General features: G+C 58.2%; 14 protein-coding genes. 7 read left to right on the top strand and 7 right to left on the bottom strand.

Going from position 1 to position 17,918, the window contains the following annotated elements; translation table 11 throughout:
- Positions 1-4 precede the first annotated feature (4 nt).
- Complete coding sequence (sbmA, locus tag C2U54_RS09660; RefSeq protein ID WP_103178429.1) at positions 5-1,225, bottom strand: peptide antibiotic transporter SbmA; 1,221 nt, start codon at positions 1,223-1,225, stop codon at positions 5-7.
- A gap of 286 nt (positions 1,226-1,511) precedes the next feature.
- Between sbmA and ampH the strand changes: the two genes are divergently transcribed.
- The gene (ampH, locus tag C2U54_RS09655; RefSeq protein ID WP_103178428.1) at positions 1,512-2,669 is read left to right on the top strand and encodes a D-alanyl-D-alanine-carboxypeptidase/endopeptidase AmpH; all 1,158 of its coding nucleotides are present in this window, start codon (positions 1,512-1,514) and stop codon (positions 2,667-2,669) included.
- Between the two features lie 2 nt (positions 2,670-2,671).
- Here ampH and C2U54_RS09650 read toward each other — a convergent pair whose 3' ends face one another.
- Together C2U54_RS09650 and C2U54_RS09645 are read right to left on the bottom strand one after the other, a co-directional pair.
- Positions 2,672-3,298 carry a helix-turn-helix domain-containing protein gene (locus C2U54_RS09650; protein ID WP_103178427.1) on the bottom strand — a complete coding sequence of 209 codons (627 nt, stop codon included), beginning with the start codon at positions 3,296-3,298 and terminating at the stop codon, positions 2,672-2,674.
- A gap of 67 nt (positions 3,299-3,365) precedes the next feature.
- Positions 3,366-6,140 (bottom strand): autotransporter outer membrane beta-barrel domain-containing protein, encoded by a 2,775-nt coding sequence (locus C2U54_RS09645; protein WP_103178426.1) that lies wholly within the window; start codon positions 6,138-6,140, stop codon positions 3,366-3,368.
- Positions 6,141-6,665: 525 nt separating this feature from the next.
- On the opposite strand from C2U54_RS09645, the gene hemB reads away from it, so the two are divergent.
- Positions 6,666-7,640, top strand: coding sequence for a porphobilinogen synthase (hemB, locus tag C2U54_RS09640; protein WP_103178425.1), 975 nt, complete (start codon positions 6,666-6,668; stop codon positions 7,638-7,640).
- A gap of 127 nt (positions 7,641-7,767) precedes the next feature.
- The gene (locus C2U54_RS09635; RefSeq protein WP_103178424.1) at positions 7,768-9,456 is read left to right on the top strand and encodes a lysophospholipid acyltransferase family protein; all 1,689 of its coding nucleotides are present in this window, start codon (positions 7,768-7,770) and stop codon (positions 9,454-9,456) included.
- 44 nt (positions 9,457-9,500) lie between these two features.
- Here C2U54_RS09635 and tauD read toward each other — a convergent pair whose 3' ends face one another.
- From tauD to tauA, 4 genes are read right to left on the bottom strand one after another with little or no spacing between them, the layout of a single operon-like run.
- Complete coding sequence (tauD, locus tag C2U54_RS09630) at positions 9,501-10,352, bottom strand: taurine dioxygenase (protein ID WP_103178423.1); 852 nt, start codon at positions 10,350-10,352, stop codon at positions 9,501-9,503.
- Positions 10,349-11,176: a taurine ABC transporter permease TauC gene (gene tauC, locus C2U54_RS09625; RefSeq protein ID WP_103178422.1), complete on the bottom strand. Its 828-nt coding sequence runs from the start codon at positions 11,174-11,176 to the stop codon at positions 10,349-10,351. Before tauC ends, tauD begins: the two co-directional genes overlap by 4 nt.
- Positions 11,173-11,940 (bottom strand): taurine ABC transporter ATP-binding subunit, encoded by a 768-nt coding sequence (tauB, locus tag C2U54_RS09620; RefSeq protein WP_103178421.1) that lies wholly within the window; start codon positions 11,938-11,940, stop codon positions 11,173-11,175. The genes tauC and tauB overlap by 4 nt, the downstream gene beginning before the upstream one ends.
- Positions 11,941-11,950: 10 nt before the next feature.
- Positions 11,951-12,913: a taurine ABC transporter substrate-binding protein gene (tauA, locus tag C2U54_RS09615; protein ID WP_103178420.1), complete on the bottom strand. Its 963-nt coding sequence runs from the start codon at positions 12,911-12,913 to the stop codon at positions 11,951-11,953.
- A 397-nt stretch (positions 12,914-13,310) separates the two neighbouring features.
- On the opposite strand from tauA, the gene C2U54_RS09610 reads away from it, so the two are divergent.
- The 4 genes from C2U54_RS09610 to C2U54_RS09595 all read left to right on the top strand — a co-directional run bounded on the left by C2U54_RS09610 (position 13,311) and on the right by C2U54_RS09595 (position 17,913).
- Positions 13,311-13,940, top strand: a complete 630-nt coding sequence (locus C2U54_RS09610; RefSeq protein ID WP_103178419.1) for a response regulator transcription factor — start codon at positions 13,311-13,313, stop codon at positions 13,938-13,940.
- Positions 13,940-15,481 (top strand): MASE1 domain-containing sensor histidine kinase, encoded by a 1,542-nt coding sequence (locus C2U54_RS09605; protein ID WP_103178418.1) that lies wholly within the window; start codon positions 13,940-13,942, stop codon positions 15,479-15,481. Before C2U54_RS09610 ends, C2U54_RS09605 begins: the two co-directional genes overlap by 1 nt.
- Positions 15,482-15,566: 85 nt before the next feature.
- Complete coding sequence (gene uhpC, locus C2U54_RS09600; protein ID WP_103178417.1) at positions 15,567-16,868, top strand: MFS transporter family glucose-6-phosphate receptor UhpC; 1,302 nt, start codon at positions 15,567-15,569, stop codon at positions 16,866-16,868.
- A gap of 13 nt (positions 16,869-16,881) precedes the next feature.
- Positions 16,882-17,913, top strand: a complete 1,032-nt coding sequence (locus C2U54_RS09595; protein ID WP_032616757.1) for an ABC transporter substrate-binding protein — start codon at positions 16,882-16,884, stop codon at positions 17,911-17,913.
- Positions 17,914-17,918: the final 5 nt, after the last annotated feature.

The following is a 17,918-nucleotide window of genomic DNA, read 5'->3' as shown; positions in this document are numbered from 1 at the left end:
TGTATCAACTCAACGTATGGGTAACTTCCTGAAGATCCTGACCATCCAGCTCACGTTCAAAACTGCGCAAACGTTTATAGATGGACATCAGCTCCACCAGCGTGGTCCATGAACTGATCAGATACTGGAACGACCCGCGTACCTGACCGAAGACGTTGGTAATTTGCGTCATCAGACCCAGCGTAATCGTACCGGCTACAATCGACGGGAACAGCAGGAACAAACCGAAAACGTTATCCACCTGCAGATAGAGAATGCGGGCAATGTTGAAATACATGTAGTGGAAATAGAGGCGGAAGTAGTTCCGGCGCACCGCGCCAAACAGCTCACGCACCGTTGGCGGCGAGGCGCGGCTGGCATCGTCTTCGCCGTAGACCAGCTCTTTACGGTAGGCGGCCTCAACGCGCTGGTTTTTGAACTCCAGCCCCGGCAGTTTGATCCCTACCACCGCCAGCAGGCCGGTGCCCATCAGCGACCAGACAATCGCGGCGATCACCAGGCCATAGGGCAGATGACCGACAATCGGCAGGTCCGGCACGTGCGCCGACAGTGTGACCAGCACCGGCAGGAAGGCGATCAGAGTCATAATAGCGTTGATAAAGCTGACCCCCATATCCTCAAGCGTGGAGGCAAAGCGCATGGTGTCTTCCTGCACACGCTGGGCGGCACCTTCAATATGGCGCAGCTGCTGCCAGTGGGCCATATAGTGTTCGTTCATCGCGGTACGCCAGCGGAAGACGTAGTGGCTGACGAAGAAGTTATTCATTACGCCAATAACAACGGCGATGAGCGCGATGCCGAGGAACACGCCTACTTCATGATAAAACTGATTGATAGAGACTTTGTGCGGCGCGCTGAGGGCGGTCTGGATCAGGTCATAGAACGGGGCATACCAGGCGTTGACCGCCACGCCCACCTCCACCAGAAACCAGGTGACGAAAATAATCAGCGCGGTGCCGAGAATCGACCAGTACTGCCAGCGGTGCGGCGACCAGACAAACCAGAACAGGGCAAACGCCCCGACGCAGAACGCATAATAGGCGTAGAAGATCAGATAGCTGCGTGACCAGAAACGTGCCGCGCTGATCGGCACATCACCCGTAGCGCCAACCAGACGCTCAAACCAGGCCCCGCCACCCGCCTGCCAGAAAATGACCGCGATCAGAGCCCAAATAAAGGCCGAGAGAAAAAAGGGTCCCGGTTTTGGGAAAAACGACTTAAACATAACGCTTCCTTCTTGTAGTTATCGCTACTGCTGTGGACGACGGATTATCAGACCTGTTGGGCTTGTATTAGTTCGCCGTCAACCGCCACCCGAGCGGAAAAGCCAATGAACCTGGCAGGTATCATAAGCGCAATGTCACAAAACATGAGATCGGTAATAACGAAATTGTTCGTATTTACCCGCGGTTACGTTTTTCACGCTATCGTTATGCTGTTCAGGCCTTTGCATTATGGTGTTTAGTAGTATAAATACGCATACTTTTTCATTCACTTCATGGATACTTTCGTTGAAACGTTGTCTGTTCCTCTCCGCCGCGCTGTATGCGGCCAGCCTCACCAGCGCGCAGGCTGTCGAGCCGATTACCGACCCGGCTTTTGCCTCCGATGTGGTTGATCGCTACGCGAATCATATTTTTTACGGCAGTGGCGCAACGGGGATGGCTCTGGTGGCGATTGACGGCAACCAGCGCGTATTCCGCAGCTTTGGCGAAACGCGCCCGGGCAATAATATCCATCCGCAGCTTGATTCTGTAGTGCGCATCGCCTCCCTGACCAAGTTAATGACCAGTGAGATGCTGGTGAAACTGCTCGATCAGGGCGTGGTTAAGCTCAACGATCCGTTAAGTAAATATGCGCCACCGGGCGCCCGGGTGCCGACATATCAGGGCGCGCCGATTACGCTCGTCAACCTGGCTACCCACACCAGCGCCCTGCCGCGCGAACAGCCAGGCGGCGCGGCCCACCGTCCGGTCTTCGTCTGGCCAACCCGCGATCAGCGCTGGAACTGGCTGTCGACAGCCACCCTGAAATCATCCCCGGGCTCCCAGGCCGCCTATTCGAACCTGGCGTTCGATCTGCTGGCCGATGCGCTGGGCAACGCCGCGGGCAAGCCCTACGCCCAGCTGTTCGAAGAGCAGATCACCCGTCCGCTGGGGATGAAAGATACTACCTTTACTCCGTCACCCGATCAGTGCAAACGCCTGATGGTGGCAGAGAAAGGGGCCAGCCCGTGTAATAACACCCTGGCGGCGGTCGGTAGCGGCGGGGTTTACTCCACTCCTGGCGACATGATGCGCTGGATGCAGCAGTTCCTCTCCTCTGATTTCTACGCGCGCAGCAACCAGGCCGACAGAATGCAGACTCTGATCTATCAACGCAGCCAGTTAAGCCGGGTGATCGGGATGGATGTACCAGGCCGTGCGGACGCGCTGGGCCTTGGCTGGGTCTATATGGCACCTAAAAATGGACGGCCTGGCATTATTCAGAAAACCGGCGGTGGCGGCGGATTCATCACCTATATGGCGATGATCCCGCAATCTAACGTGGGCGTATTTGTGGTGGTAACGCGCTCGCCGCTCACGCGTTTCGTCAACATGAGCGACGGCGTTAACCAGCTGGTGGTGGAGCTGAGCGAGAACAAACCGCGGGTTATCCCGGCATCCTGACGCTAATATTCACCGGGCAAGTGGTTGATTCTGACCAGCTTGCCCCTGTCCATAGTGATGTAGTTCCCCTGGCGTAGCGCCGCCAGCACTTCTGCCACCACGGAACGCGAAATACGTGTGCGGCGCTGAATGTAGTTCATGACCCCCACCCGCATACGCAGCGTCTCATCCCACTGGGCCATATCCAGCAACGTGGAACGGATTTGACTGTACGAATTGTTGCCCACCAGCTGTTTGTCGCGGATCTCCATTACCCGGTGGTGCCAGGAGAGCCAGCAGAAGGCATCGGACCATAAACCGGCCTGCTGGATCAGCTGGCGGGCCCCGGATGCAGGCAGCCAGAAACCGGTACAGGGGGATTGCGTCACCAGCAGGTATTCGGTGCTGCAGCCCATCATGCCGGCATTCAGCCCGAAGATATAAGGTGCGGTGACAATCTCTATCAGCAGATCGTCCTGCTGACGGTGGATACTGAGCGTGCCCGACTGCAGCACTACTGCGTTTTCATTTTCTTTATCGCAATCCCCGAAGACAGGATGCATTGCAGGAAGCGTAAATGGTGTGCTGTGCGCCGCCAGGCACTGTTCAAGTCGGGAGAACTCAGAAATGGGTTTTGCATAACGGTTCATGAGATCTCAGGTCATCCTTAACTGACGCTATAACAACGGGGAGGCAGGCCTCCCCGCATCAGACATATTACCAGGTGTATTTCACACCCAGATTAGCGCCCCAGTTTTGATCGACATCCCCCCCACCCAAATAGGTGGCATCAGTGTACGCACTGAAGTTTTTGGTGAAGCTGAACTGGGTCCCCAGGCCTACGCGCACCGCAGAGCCTTTCACACCGTTATCGATGTTGTCGCCGTTAATTTTGGCATCTTCACCGGCATCGTCATAAACGTAGGCCAGTTTGAAGAACGGCGTCAGCGCCTGGTCGTCGCCATAACCGAAGGTATAACCTGCATCGATACCGGCTTCATAACGCATGCTGTCGTAAGACTGGCTTCCCACACGCAGGTCGTTGCTCAGGCGGTAGTCGTCCCCGGACTGGAACAGACCGGAAATGGCTGCATAGGGGGTCAGGTAACCGGCAGTGTTCGGTTTCCAGTCGTAACCCAGTTTCAGCCCAAAGCCCCAGGCGTCAGTCGTGGTATTGCCATCGACATATTCACCATTGCTCATGTTCGCTGAGAGATCGTTATTGAAGCGCGAATAGCTCAGGGAGCTATCGATGAAGAGATCGTTAGCAAAGCGCGCCGCGGAATAGAGCATTGCGGTCTGGCTGTCCTGATCCACCTGGCCGCTGCGGTCATTCATATCGCCTTTCGCAAAGCCCGCTGCCGCACCGACGATCCAGTCAGCGTTATTACCATCAATATGGGTATCGAGGCCCACCATGATGCCGCTAACGTCCTGATCGTAATGGATAGTGCCATTATCGCCGTCAAAATTACCGCCGAAGATGTTCACCCATGCGCCACCGTTGTCTGCCAGGCCATGACGGCTGTTGGTCAGACGATTAGCGAGCGCATCCTGCTGCAGATGCCAGATGTTGGTGTTGGCAGAAGGAATGCTCAGCGCCATGTTGGCGTAATCAGTCAGACGCTCCTGACGCAGCACCACGGTATCGCCCTGCTGCTGTGCCTGATAGGTGTAAGCACCGAGATCCGCTTTATTGGCTGCGGTGAAGCTGGCCTGCGTATCGGCGTTATTGTCGTAGACGCGAATAATTTCCTTATTCTTGTAGTCAGCGACAGAACCCGCGCCGGTTGCGTTATCCAGACGCACTTTATAGTTACCGGACACTTCACCGTTCACCGCCAGATGACCGTCAGAGTTCAGGGCGATCACCCCGTAATCGTAATCAGCCTGGTGGATATCATTGGTGATATAGCGAGCATTGTTCAGATCGGAATTGAACACATAATCACGGCTGGCAACATTCAGCACGCCGCCATCGGTCAGCACCATTTTGTGGGTATCGACCTGGCCCAGACCCAGCGCCAGTTCAGCATGGTTATCCACGGTAATGGTGTTGGCATACAGCGCCGCCGTTTCCTGAGTCAGGGTGGTCCGGCTTGCGCTGTCGAGATAGAGGCTGTCGGTTGCCACATCACCGGAATCGCCAATGTTTATGGTCGACGCGTTGGTCAGAGTGATGCTGTCCGCCAGTAAGCCAGAGCTTTCTACGTTGACCTGCGAACGGTTATTGACGGTCAGCTTGTCAATGTTGGATTGCTTACGGGTATCCCATTCGGAACCGTTATCCAGCGCGACGTTGAACAGACCGCTCTGATAAACCTGGTTGTCCACCAGATGACCATTGCTGTTGAAGGTGGATTCAGGCCAGATGCTGTTTGGCTCCAGGCTACGCCAGTCGACGCTGCTGTAGCCCAGACCATACATCTGAGAAGGCCCAATCGCCTCGACGCTGGAGACGGCTGCGCCGACCCACTTACTGCCGTTGGTAAGGGTCAGATCCAGTTTGTCAGTGCCATCCCAGCCGTTGGTGGTCGGGTTGTAGACGCCGTCAGCGGTGGTATCGGTAGCCGGATCGCCATTTGGATAGAAGTTGTTGTCGAAGGTGCTGGTGAACAGTACATCGCCGCTCAGCGTGGAGTGATCGAAGTTAGCCGTGGTCTGCATGGCGTTATCCGCGCTGCTGGCACTGACGATCAGCGCTGCATCATCCGCAGCCGTGGCGTTGCTCTCGCCGTAATCGCTCGGTTTCGCCGACTGACCGTAAAAACCGTTGGTGCCCAGATCGCTGTAGGCGCCGGAGGTGACAACCGAATCGTTAACCTGCAGGGTGTTGGTAAAGACATGGCTGTTGTCTTCAATGCCGGTCACAGCATCATACGGCGTGTTATCCAGCTGCTGATAGCCCTGAGTCAGAGTGATACCGGCCACGTGGGAGTTGTTTTGAATAACGATGTCCGATTCTACGTCGAGGGTAATGGCATTGCCCAGCGCGTAAGTATCCCAGTAACGGGTGGTCGTGCTGGTGCCGTCAACGACGTCATAAGCGTAGTGCTCGTAGGTATCGTTGATGGTGGAATTGTCGACATTCAGGCTAAAACGATCGTACTGGTTATGCGTTGTACCATCCGCATTCAAACCGCCAGCACATTCGGTGGTCATGCAACCGGAGGTGATCATACCGTTGACGGTGCTGTTGGAGATTGACAGCGAATTGGCATGCCCGCCCGCGCCATCATCAAGGTAATACGTTGAGATAACGCCGTTTACCGTCGACTTGTTAATGACAGGATAGATATCGTTGTCGTGGGTCGCGCTGGAGTAATTCCAGTCGGAGTAGCCGTTATACCAGGCAGAGGTAGACGTATTATCATATCCAAAAGTGTTATAAGTGCTACCAGAAATATCTTTTGCATTGGCCTGAGAAGCGATAGCCAGCGTACAGGCTAATGCAAGTTGAGATACAACAAATTTCTTTTTCCATGTTTGCATTGGGTCATCCCTCCTCAGGGACGTAAGCAAGTTTGTCCGTAAATACAGTGCAAATATATTGCGAGGAGAATTATGCAGTCGCTAAAGAAAATAGTTCAATGAATGTAGTAATTATGTCCGAAAACAGACAATATAATACAGGAACTTTTTAAAATATAAAAAATAATAATAAAAAGCACAAATAACAAAGAGTTGCATTCAATCGAAACAAAAGAAACACAAGGCGAAAGATCATCAGAAATTATTAAATAAAAGCGAATGAGAAATATAACATATAAATAATAATAGCAATTTTAAAAAAACAATGAGAAGGATTAGGATATTACCAGGGCTAGCTATATCCAGATTCAGATAATTTTCGCGCGATATTATAATGTAAACTTATTTCAGGAAGTAAAATATAAAACCATAAATAATACCGCTCCCACCGCCCTGCATTCTCAACCTAAACGACAACTTTAGTAAAACAGTCCGGCTGCATTTCAGGTACACTGTCCCTCTTCGATTCACTACCTCAGGCATATCATGACCGATTTAATTGCTCGTCCCCGTCGCCTGCGCAAAACCCCGGCGTTGCGCGCATTATTTGAAGAGACAACCCTGTCCCTGAACGATCTGGTGTTGCCGATTTTTGTTGAAGAAGAGATCGACGACTACAAAGCCATCGACGCCATGCCGGGCGTGATGCGCATTCCTGAGAAGCATCTGGCGCGCGAAATTGAACGCATTGCCAACGCAGGCATCCGCTCAATCATGACCTTCGGCATCTCCCACCATACCGACGCCACCGGCAGCGATGCCTGGAAAGAGGATGGTCTGGTGGCGCGTATGTCGCGCATCGCCAAACAGACGGTGCCAGAGATGGTCGTCATGTCCGACACCTGCTTCTGCGAATATACCTCCCACGGCCACTGCGGCGTGCTGTGCGATCACGGCGTGGATAACGATGCCACTCTGGAGAACCTGGGCAAACAGGCGGTGGTGGCTGCCGCCGCAGGCGCGGACTTTATCGCTCCGTCTGCTGCTATGGATGGCCAGGTGCAGGCCATTCGCCAGGCGCTGGATGCCGCTGGCTTCACTGATACTGCGATCATGTCCTACTCCACCAAGTTCGCCTCCTCCTTCTACGGTCCGTTCCGTGAAGCGGCCGGTACCGCCCTGAAGGGCGATCGCAAAACCTACCAGATGAACCCGCTCAACCGCCGCGAAGCGATCCGTGAGTCGCTGCTCGACGAAGCGCAGGGCGCTGACTGCCTGATGGTGAAACCGGCGGGCGCCTATCTGGATATCCTGCGCGACATCCGCGAGCGCACCGAACTGCCGCTGGGCGCCTATCAGGTGAGCGGCGAGTACGCGATGATCAAATTCGCCGCCCAGGCGGGGGCGATCGACGAAGAGAAAGTGATCCTCGAAAGCCTGGGGGCGATCAAGCGCGCCGGTGCGGATCTGATCTTCAGCTACTTCGCGCTGGATCTGGCCGAGAAGAAAATTCTGCGTTAATCCCTATTGCCGGGTGGCGGCTTCGCCTTACCCGGCCTACGGACCTGGAACACAAGCTTCACCCCCCTGCAATACAATCGACATCTGGCGCTTCTACTGTCTCAGCAGAACAGGAGGAGGAGCCACCATGTTTAGTCTCGACAGCGTTCTCGATGACCTTTGGCCGCAGGCAAAACCTGCACCCTGGCAAAAAAGCGTGTTAAAGAAGCTCTTATACGAAGCGGAATTTCAGCAATTTGCCGCCGACCACCGTCACCTGAAAGGGCTCGATATGGTGGAACAGATTCTGGAGCATCTTGATATCCTCTGTACCCTTCCGGCTCACGACCTCGAACAGATTCCCGCCCACGGCCCGCTGATTGTTATCGCGAATCACCCCACCGGTACGCTGGACGGACTGGCGCTGCTGTATGCCCTCTCCCGCGTGCGCCGGGACGTGAAAGTGGTGACCAACCGCATGCTGACGCATCTGGCACCGTTGAGTGCGCTGTTTATTCCGGTGGATAACATGGGCGGACGGACAGGGAAATCGTCGTTCGCCCTGATGGAGCAGCAGCTGCAAAATGGTGGGGTGCTGATCTTCTTCCCGGCGGGGGAGGTCTCCCGCCCCACGCGCACCGGGATCCACGATAAAAAGTGGCACCCCGGCTTTATCAAACTGGCGGGCAAATTCCGCGCCCCGCTGCTGCCGATTAATATCCCCGCCCGCAACAGCCTGCTGTTTTATGCCACCACCCTGCTCTCGCCGCAGCTGTCGATGCTGCTGCTGATGCAGCAGATGTTTCGCCGTCGCCACAGCCGCCTGCCGGTGAAAATCGGCCAGCAGATCGGCTGGCACCACTGGTACAGCCCCACGCTCTCCGCCCGGGAGCTGGCCGAGCAGTGCCGCCAGCACGTGCTGCGCCTCGGCAAGGGACTGCCGGGTGTGTTCAAAACCGAGTCCGCCATTGCCCGCCCGGAAGACCGTGCCACCCTGAAGCGCGCCCTGGCGCAGGCGGAGCGTCTGGGCATTACCGCCGATGGCAAAAGCATCTATCTGTGGCAGCGCAACGGCCAGGAAGAGGTGCCGATCCTGCGCGAGCTGGGCCGCCTGCGGGAGATTGCTTTTCGCGCCGTGGGCGAAGGCAGCGGTAAACGGCGCGATACCGATCGCTATGACGATGACTATCTGCACCTGATTTTATGGGATGACGACGATCTGGAGATTGTAGGCGCCTACCGCTTTATGCCGACCGCCTTCCAGGGACGGGATGCCCTCTACAGCCACAGCCTGTTTCACTACGGCGACGACATGGATGAGATCCTGGAGCACGGGATTGAACTGGGGCGCAGCTTTATTCAGCCGCGCTACTGGGGACGCCGCGGGCTCGACTACCTGTGGTCCGGCATTGGTGCTTATCTGGCGCGTTACCCGCACTATCGTTACCTGTTCGGACCGGTCTCCATCTCCGGGGGATTACCGCCCGCGGCGCGGGATCTGCTGGTGGCCTTTTACCGGCTCTGGTTCCCGGCCACTCATCCGCTGGCGACCTCGCGCCGCCCGTACCCCGCCTCATTGCCCGACGTGCTGTCGCAGTTTGGGGGCGAAGATTATGTGGAGGATCTGACCCGGCTGAAATCACTGCTTGGCAATCTGGGATGCGGCATCCCGCCGCTGTACAAGCAGTATTCCGAGCTGTGCGAGCCCGGCGGCGTGCAGTTTATCGATTTTGGCAGCGACCCGGCGTTCAACAACTGCGTGGACGGGCTGGTGCTGGTGGATTTGTGTTATCTGAAAGCCAGCCGTTATCAGCGGTATATCGAAGCCCATTTGTAGCGCCCGGTGGCGGCTTCGCCTTACCGGGCCTACGGGTGCCTCTGTCATGGGGCACGATAAAATGGCTTATCCCCTAAAATCGTTGCCCGCTGCATTATCCGCCGCTGCGGCAGGTAATCGGCATTGGCGTAATGCTGCGTCACCCGGTTATCCCAGATCGCCAGATCGTTCTCCTGCCAGCGCCAGCGCACCTGAAACTCCGGTTTGGTGATATGGGCGAAGAGGAAACCTAACAGCGCCTCGCTCTCTTTCACGCTCAGGTCAACAATTCGCGTGGTAAAGCCTTCGTTGACGAACAGCGCCTGCTTGCCGCTCACCGGATGGGTGCGCACCACCGGGTGCAGCAGCGGCGGATGCTTTGCCACCGCCTCCCGCCAGCGCTGGTGCTCCTCTTCCGTTTTACGGTACTTATACTCCGGGAACGATTTTTTGAAATCGTGCTCCGCCCGCAGGCCGCTCAGCAGCTGCTGGAACGGGGTGGATAACGCCTCAAAGGCGGCAATTCCACTGGCCCACAGCGTATCTCCCCCGCTCTGCGGCAGCTGTTTCGCCGCGAGGATCGCCCCGGCGGGCGGGGTCTCGATAAAGGTGACATCGGTATGCCAGTTGTCGTTATCCGGTGGATTATCGTTATGGGTATCCAGCACGATGATCTCCTCCACCCCCTCGGCATGGGGATAGACCGGGTGGATATGCAGATCGCCGAACCGCAGCGCCAGGGCGCGCTGCTGCTGGGGCGTCACCGCCTGCTCGCGCAGGAATACCACCTGATGGCGCAACACCGCGTGATAGAGCTGCTCAAACTGGTTATCGCTTAATGGGCGGGTCACATCCAGCCCGGAAATTTGCGCGCCGATATACGGCCCCAGCGGGGTAATGGTCAGACGTTCACTCATTGTATCTCTCCATGCCAGGGCGTCAGGCGGCGCTGTAGCGCGCGCAGCCCCAGTTCTAATCCGAAGGCGATCACGGCGATCGCCGCGATCCCTGCCAGTACCACGTCCGTCGCCAGGAACTCCCCCGCCGACTGGACCATAAAGCCTAATCCGCGCGTGGCGGCGATGAGCTCAGCCGCCACCAGCGTTGACCAGCCGACGCCGAGGCCGATGCGCAGCCCGGTCAGGATCTCCGGCAGCGCGCCGGGCAAAATCACAAACCACAGCACCTGCGCACGGCTGGCGCCCAGCGACTGCGCCGCGCGGATCCGCACCTGCTGGGCGCTTTTGACCCCCGCCAGCGCAGACATTGCCACCGGGGCGAAAATCGCCAGGTAGATCAGCAGGATCTTCGAGGTCTCGCCGATGCCAAACCAGATCACCATCAGGGGCAGATACGCCAGCGGCGGCACCGGACGATAAAGTTCGATCAGCGGATCGAGAATGCCCCGCACCGTCGGGCTCAAGCCCATCGCAATGCCCACCGGGATCCCGACGATCGTCGCCGCCAGCAGCGCCACCAGAATGCGCCCCAGGCTGGCCGCCAGATGCTGCCACAGGGTGGCATCCATAAACCCCTGCGGACCGGCGATGGTAAAGAGTTTCACCAGCACCTGGCCCGGCGGCGGCAGGAAGAGCGGGCTTATCCACTGCGCCGCCGCCACTGCCCACCACACCGCAAGCAGCACCAGCAGGGTGGTGACGCTGAGCGTCAACGAACGGGAAAAGGGCCAGCGCAGGGTCAGCCGTTTGCGCGCCGTTTTGTCATTGACCACAATGCTCATGAGAAGGCCTCCCGCTGTTCAAACACGCGGCTCAGCACATATTCGCGCCGGGCAATAAAATCGGGGTCGGACTTGATGCTGCGCACCGGCTCGCCCGCCACGAAGCGGCGGGCAAAGTTGAGCGGCAGACGCTCCAGCACCCGCCCCGGTCCCGGCGAGAGCAGCACCAGCCCGGTGGCCATAAACACCGCTTCTTCGATGTCGTGAGTGATGAGTAGCACCTGCTTGCCGGTCTCATGCCACAGGCGTAGCAGCAGAGTTTGCATCTGCTCGCGGGTAAAGGCGTCCAGCGCACCGAAAGGTTCATCCAGCAGCAACAGTTGCGGATTGGCCGCCAGCGCCCGGGCGATGCCGACGCGCTGACGCTGGCCGCCGGAGAGCTGCCAGATAAAGCGTTTTTCCGCCCCTTCCAGCCCGACTTTTTTCAGCATCTCCCGTGCGGTTGCCAGCCGCTCATCACGCGACGTGCCCGCCAGTTGTAGCCCGAAGGCGACGTTCTCCTGCACGTTACGCCAGGGCAGCAACCCTTCGTTCTGAAAGACCACACCGCGCTCGGCACCGGGTCCCACCACCTTTTTCCCTGCCAGCTGGATAGCGCCATGCTGATAAGCTACAAACCCGGCGATCAGATTCAGCAGCGTGGTCTTCCCGCAGCCGGACGGACCGAGCACCACCAGCAGCTCGCCGCTGTCCAGCGTCAGGTTGATATCCTCCAGCGCAGGCTTGCCAGCGTAATCGGCGTAGAGATTTGTAATATTCAGCATCCGGCCCCCCTTACTTCACAAAGCGATCGGTGACGTACTGGCTGTAGTCCGCCGCCACCGCGGGCACTTTGCCCTGCTCTTTCAGGAAGCCTGCGGTATCAACAATCGCTTTATTCACCGGGCCTGACAGCTGCTGCAACTGCTGGGCAGGCGTCAGGTAGGTATTGCCTTTCACCAGACCCGGCACGTCGGCTTCCGGCACCCCGCTCAGGCGGGCCAGTTTTTCGATATTGGCGGGCTGTTTCAGCCATTCATCCGGGTTGGCAATGTAGGGCTGCTGAGCGTCGATGGCGCTTCTGGCGAAGGCTTTCACCACCTCCGGGTGTTTCTCGGCAAAGTCTTTACGCACCACCCACACGTCGAGGGTTGGCGATCCCCACTGGCCCACCTGGGCGGAGTCGGTCAGCACGCTGCCGTCCTTTTGCAGTTCGTTTACCGCCGGGGACCAGACATAAGCCCCGTCGATATCGCCACGCTGCCAGGCGGCGATGATCGCCGGAGGTTGCAGGTTGATGATCTCCACCTGGCCCGGTTTGATCCCCCAGTGTTTCAGGGCGGCGAGCAGGCTGTAATGGGTGGTGGAGATAAAGGGCACCGCGATGCGTTTGCCGATCAGATCGTCTGGCTTCGTGATGTTTTTCTTCACCACCAGCGCTTCGGAATTACCGAGCTGCGAGGCCAGCAGGAAAACTTCAATCGGCACCTGCTGACTGGCGGCCACCGCCAGCGGGCTGGAGCCGAGATTGCCAATCTGCACGTCGCCGGAAGCCAGCGCCCGCACGATGGCCGCGCCGCTGTCGAACTTACGCCAGTCCACGTTGGCGCCGCTCGTTTTCTCAAAGGTTTTATCCGCCTGGGCCACTTTCGCGGGCTCAGCGGAAGTTTGATACGCAACGGTGACATCTACCGCCTGCGCCTGGAATACCCACAGCGCCAGGGCGCCGAGTAAGGTGATACGCGATGAAATTGCCATGGTGTCTGCTCCCCTCTGTTGTTATGGAGGCAGTATTTCCGCGGCGAGAATTTTGATAAAGGAATTAAAAAGCATCGTTAATGCCGAATCGTTTTTAGAAAAAAAGCGGCAATAGATAGTTGGATTTTAGGGATTGGGGTGAGGGCTATTTGACTCGTGTGGGCAAAGAAATATGTAACGGTAGAGGTAGTTCCGTTCACTTCACGGTCCGTGCTGCTCTGGTATACCAGAACCGGTGAACGTGCCAGGGGGGTGGCGGCTACGCCTTACCCGGTCTACTTTACTACCCAAACCTTTATTGCAATTTTGTTACATCCGTTACATAACCGCAGCTGCACAATTGCCAGCCAACCATTGACAGGCATCATAGGCGAATGACTTCGTAAAGGTATCTGAGATGATCAAAGTGGTGCTGGTGGACGACCATGTGGTGGTGCGTTCCGGGTTCGCCCAGCTGTTAAATCTGGAAGACGATCTGGTGGTGGAAGGCCAGTACAGCAGCGCCGCAGAGGCCTGGGCCGCCCTTAGCCGCGAGGCCATCGATGTGGCGGTGCTCGACGTCGCCATGCCCGATGAGAACGGCCTGAGCCTGCTCAAACGCCTGCGCCAGCAGCGCCCGGGATTTCGCGCCATTATCCTCAGCATCTACGACACCCCCGCCTTTGTGCAGAGCGCGCTGGACGCCGGGGCCAGCGGCTATCTCACCAAGCGCTGCGGCCCGGAGGAGCTGGTCCAGGCGGTCCGATCCGTCGGCATGGGCGGCCATTATCTGTGTGCCGATGCGGTTAAAGCCCTGCGCGGCGGTGAGCCGGTATCACAGGCGCTGGCGGTACTGACCCCGCGCGAGAAAGAGGTGTTCGAGCTGCTGGTCCAGGGCAAAAGCGTGAAGGAGATTGCCTTCCAGCTTAAGCTCAGCCACAAAACTGTCCATGTTCATCGTGCCAACGTGCTGGGCAAACTGCAGTGCAGCAGCACCATTGAGCTGGTGCACTTTGCCCTCGATCACCAGCTGCTGACGGGCCACTAATGCGGCGCGCCCTGCGGCACATCATCCTCTCGCTGTTTATTATGCTGGCCTGGGGCACCGGCTGGCTGATGCTGTGGACGCTGAGCTTTTACCTCACCCGCAACGGGCAGCAGGCGGCCCTGTTTTTGCCTCAGGGCGTCTATCTGGCGCTGCTGATTGTGCTTTCGCGCCGCTTCTGGCCGGCGCTGATCCTCCCTCCGCTGGCGGCGATGTTCTGGCTGCACGGCGAACAGCTGCTGACTCATCACCTGATGCTGGTGGTGCCGCTGGTGGGCACCGTCTGTGCGTGGCTGGCGCAGCACTACTGGCACCGCTATCCCCTCTACTGGCAGCGTCTGTCGCTGCTGATCGCGGCAGTGACCCTCAATGCCCTGCTCCAGACCCTGATCCTGGCGCCATTCCTTGAAAGCCCGGCCACCCTGCTGGTGCTGGCCTCCTTTACCGGCGGGGTGCTGCTGACGCCGTTCGTCTACCTCGTGTTTGAGTTTTTGCGCCAGCAGCATCGCTACCATCTGCTGGGGCTCGATACCAGCAACCCGCCACTGCGCACCTCGCTTATCATCTGGTGTAGCCTCTTTTTTATCATCGGTATCGGCACCCAGATGGTGCTCTCACCCTCCCTGGAGCGACTGCTGCTGATTGTGGTGTTTCTGCCCAACGTGGTGATGGCGTGGAAGTTCGGCTGGCAGGGAGGCGTGCTCTCCGGGCTGCTGGGCAGCATGATGATCACCATTGCCCGTCAGGTCGGCGTAGGGTTCAGCGATCTGCTGGAGCTGGAAATTTTTCTCGCCACCCAGTCGCTGCTGGGGATTGGGCTGGGGATCGCTATCAGCCGCCAGCAACATCTGGCGATGAACCTCGATCACTATCGTCGTCGGCTGGAGGCAGAATTGCAGGCCCGACGCGAGCTGACCGAAAAGCTGATCCATACCGAAGAAGATACCCGCAAGCACCTGGCCCGGGAGCTGCACGACGAGATTGGGCAGAACATCACCGCCATTCAGATCCAGTCCCAGCTGGTAAAACGGGCGGGGGATAATCCGCAGGCGTTAGAGGCCGCCGGGCAGATCAACGAGCTGGCCCGCCGCATTCACCACTCCACCCGCCAGCTGCTGCGCCAGCTTCGCCCCCCGGTGCTGGACGAGCTCTCCCTGAACGAGGCGCTGCACCACCTGGTGAACGAGTTCGCCTTTGCCGAGCGCGGCATTCAGTGTCAGTTTGACTACCGGCTCACCGCTCCGCCGCAGAGTGAAACCCTGGTCTTCACCCTCTATCGCTTACTCCAGGAGCTGCTGAATAACGTCAGCAAACATGCCGATGCCAGCGAGGTCAGCGTCCTGCTCTGTGAGCAGGATAACCAGCTGCGGCTGGAGGTTAAGGATAACGGCAACGGTATCAGCATGCAGCCGATCCCCGGCTTCGGCATCCAGGGGATGCGCGAGCGGGTGCATGCCCTGGGCGGCGAGTTCACCCTGGAGTCCCAGGGCGGCACACGCGTAATTGTTAACCTGCCCACAGTTTTGCAACAAACACACCGCTAACCAGGAAAAAGTCTTAGTCACGCCAGACTTTCTCTCATCCCTTTTTCGTCGCGCTTTCATACAGTCATTGCAAATGGAGAACGCCATGCCCGCACTGTCAGCTGAACAGGTTACACAACGCTACCGCCGGCTGCGCCCGCGACTGCTGCTCTGCATGGTCACTGGCTACGCCGCGTTTTACCTGACGCGTAAAAGCCTCAACTACGTGCTGCCCGCATTGCAGTTGGATCTGGGGTTAAGCAAGAGCGATATCGGCCTGATCGGATCGCTGTTCTACCTCAGCTACGGCCTGTCGAAATTTGCCGCCGGACTGTGGCACGACAGCAAGGGCCAGCGGGCGTTTATGGGCATCGGCCTGATGGCGACCGGCGTGCTGAACGTGCTGTTCGCCTTCGGCGACTCCCTGCCCCTGCTGCTGTTTATCTGGACGCTGAACGGCTTCTTTCAGGGATGGGGATGGCCGCCCTGCGCCAGGTTGCTCACCCACTGGTATTCGCGCAACGAGCGCGGCTTCTGGTGGGGGTGCTGGAACACCTCCATCAACATCGGCGGGGCGATTATTCCGCTGATCTGCGCCTTCGCCGCCCATCGCTGGGGCTGGCAGGCGGCGATGCTGACACCGGGGATCATCAGTATCGTGCTCGGCCTGTGGCTGACCACACAACTGCGGGGCACACCGCAGGAAGAGGGTCTGCCGACGGTCGGGGAGTGGCGCAACGATCCGCTGGAGTTGCGCCAGGAGCAGCAGAGCCCGCCGATGGGGCTGTGGCAGATGTTACGCACCACCATGCTGCAAAACCCGATGATCTGGCTGCTCGGGGCCTCCTATGTGCTGGTCTATCTGATCCGCATCGCCCTCAACGACTGGGGCAACATCTGGCTGGCGGAGAGCCACGGGGTAAACCTGCTGAGCGCCAACGCCACGGTGATGCTGTTCGAGGTGAGCGGCCTGCTGGGGGCACTCTTCGCCGGATGGGGGTCGGATCTGCTGTTCAGCGGCCAGCGGGCGCCGATGATTTTGCTGTTCACGCTGGGGCTGATGGTGTCGGTCGCCGCCCTGTGGCTGGCCCCGGTTCACCACTACGCCCTGCTGGCGATGTGCTTTTTTACGGTGGGATTTTTTGTCTTTGGTCCGCAGATGCTCATCGGCCTTGCCGCCGTGGAGTGCGGGCACAAGCAAGCAGCAGGCTCGATTACCGGTTTTCTTGGCGTGTTTGCCTATCTGGGGGCGGCGCTGGCCGGGTGGCCGCTGTCGCAGGTTATCGAACGCTACGGCTGGTCGGGAATGTTCAGTTTGCTCTCCATCGCCGCCGTACTGATGGGTTTACTCCTGATGCCGCTGCTGATGGCGGGCATCACCGCTTCTCGCAGTCACATAACGTCATAAAAAGGGCTGAATAATGAAAACAACGCTTCTCTCTACCCTCATTGCTTCCGGGATCGCGCTGGCAACCTTAACCGGTGCCGCACAGGCCAAAGGCCGCCTGGTGGTCTACTGCAGCGCCACCAACGAAATGTGCGAGGCCGAAACCAAAGCGTTTGGCGACAAGTACGACGTCAAAACCTCGTTTATCCGCAACGGCTCCGGCAGTACGCTGGCGAAAGTGGATGCCGAGAAGAAAAACCCGCAGGCTGACGTCTGGTACGGCGGCACCCTGGACCCGCAGTCTCAGGCCGGTGAGATGGGGCTGCTGCAGCCGTACAAATCGAAAAACCTGGAGCAGATCATGGAGAAATTCCGCGATCCGGCCAAGGTGAAAGGCAACCTCTCCTCTGCGGTGTACGTGGGCATTCTGGGCTTTGGCGTCAACACCCAGCGCCTGAAAGAGAAAAACCTGCCGGTACCGCAGTGCTGGAAAGATCTGACCAAACCGGAGTACAAGGGCGAGATCCAGATTGCCGATCCGCAAAGCTCCGGCACCGCCTATACCGCGCTGGCGACCTTCGTCCAGCTGTGGGGGGAAGACCAGGCTTTCGACTACCTCAAACAGCTGAACGGCAACGTCTCCCAGTACACCAAATCGGGCATCGCCCCGGCGCGTAACGCCGCCCGCGGTGAAACGGCCATCGGCATCGGCTTCCTGCACGACTACTCGCTGGAAAAAGAGCAGGGCGCACCGCTGGAGCTGATCTCCCCGTGCGAAGGCACCGGGTATGAGATTGGCGGCGTCAGCATCCTGAAGGGGGCGCGCAACGAAGAGAACGCGAAGCTCTTCGTGGATTGGGTGCTGTCGAAAGAGGCCCAGGAGCTGGCGTGGAAGCAGGGCAAGTCCTATCAGATCCTGACCAACACCACCGCAGAGACCTCGCCGAACTCGCTGAAGCTCGATGACCTGAAGCTCATCAGCTACGACATGGATAAGTACGGATCGACGGACGTGCGTAAAGCGTTGATCAACAAGTGGGTCAGCGACGTGAAGATGGGTAAATAAGCCCG

Origin of the sequence: Leclercia sp. LSNIH1, from assembly GCF_002902985.1 — a bacterium.
Lineage (GTDB): Bacteria > Pseudomonadota > Gammaproteobacteria > Enterobacterales > Enterobacteriaceae > Enterobacter.
The sequence above is the reverse complement of the archived record's forward strand: the minus strand, read 5'-3'. Positions and strand labels throughout refer to the sequence as shown.

Excerpts from the sequence above, each read along its gene's own strand:
- sbmA (WP_103178429.1), bottom strand. The coding sequence starts at position 1,225 with ATGTTTAAGTCGTTTTTCCCAAAACCGGGACCCTTTTTTCTCTCGGCC.
- C2U54_RS09650 (WP_103178427.1), bottom strand. The coding sequence starts at position 3,298 with ATGAACCGTTATGCAAAACCCATTTCTGAGTTCTCCCGACTTGAACAG.
- C2U54_RS09645 (WP_103178426.1), bottom strand. The coding sequence starts at position 6,140 with ATGCAAACATGGAAAAAGAAATTTGTTGTATCTCAACTTGCATTAGCC.
- hemB (WP_103178425.1), top strand. The coding sequence starts at position 6,666 with ATGACCGATTTAATTGCTCGTCCCCGTCGCCTGCGCAAAACCCCGGCG.
- C2U54_RS09635 (WP_103178424.1), top strand. The coding sequence starts at position 7,768 with ATGTTTAGTCTCGACAGCGTTCTCGATGACCTTTGGCCGCAGGCAAAA.
- tauD (WP_103178423.1), bottom strand. The coding sequence starts at position 10,352 with ATGAGTGAACGTCTGACCATTACCCCGCTGGGGCCGTATATCGGCGCG.
- tauC (WP_103178422.1), bottom strand. The coding sequence starts at position 11,176 with ATGAGCATTGTGGTCAATGACAAAACGGCGCGCAAACGGCTGACCCTG.
- tauB (WP_103178421.1), bottom strand. The coding sequence starts at position 11,940 with ATGCTGAATATTACAAATCTCTACGCCGATTACGCTGGCAAGCCTGCG.
- tauA (WP_103178420.1), bottom strand. The coding sequence starts at position 12,913 with ATGGCAATTTCATCGCGTATCACCTTACTCGGCGCCCTGGCGCTGTGG.
- C2U54_RS09610 (WP_103178419.1), top strand. The coding sequence starts at position 13,311 with ATGATCAAAGTGGTGCTGGTGGACGACCATGTGGTGGTGCGTTCCGGG.
- C2U54_RS09605 (WP_103178418.1), top strand. The coding sequence starts at position 13,940 with ATGCGGCGCGCCCTGCGGCACATCATCCTCTCGCTGTTTATTATGCTG.
- uhpC (WP_103178417.1), top strand. The coding sequence starts at position 15,567 with ATGCCCGCACTGTCAGCTGAACAGGTTACACAACGCTACCGCCGGCTG.
- C2U54_RS09595 (WP_032616757.1), top strand. The coding sequence starts at position 16,882 with ATGAAAACAACGCTTCTCTCTACCCTCATTGCTTCCGGGATCGCGCTG.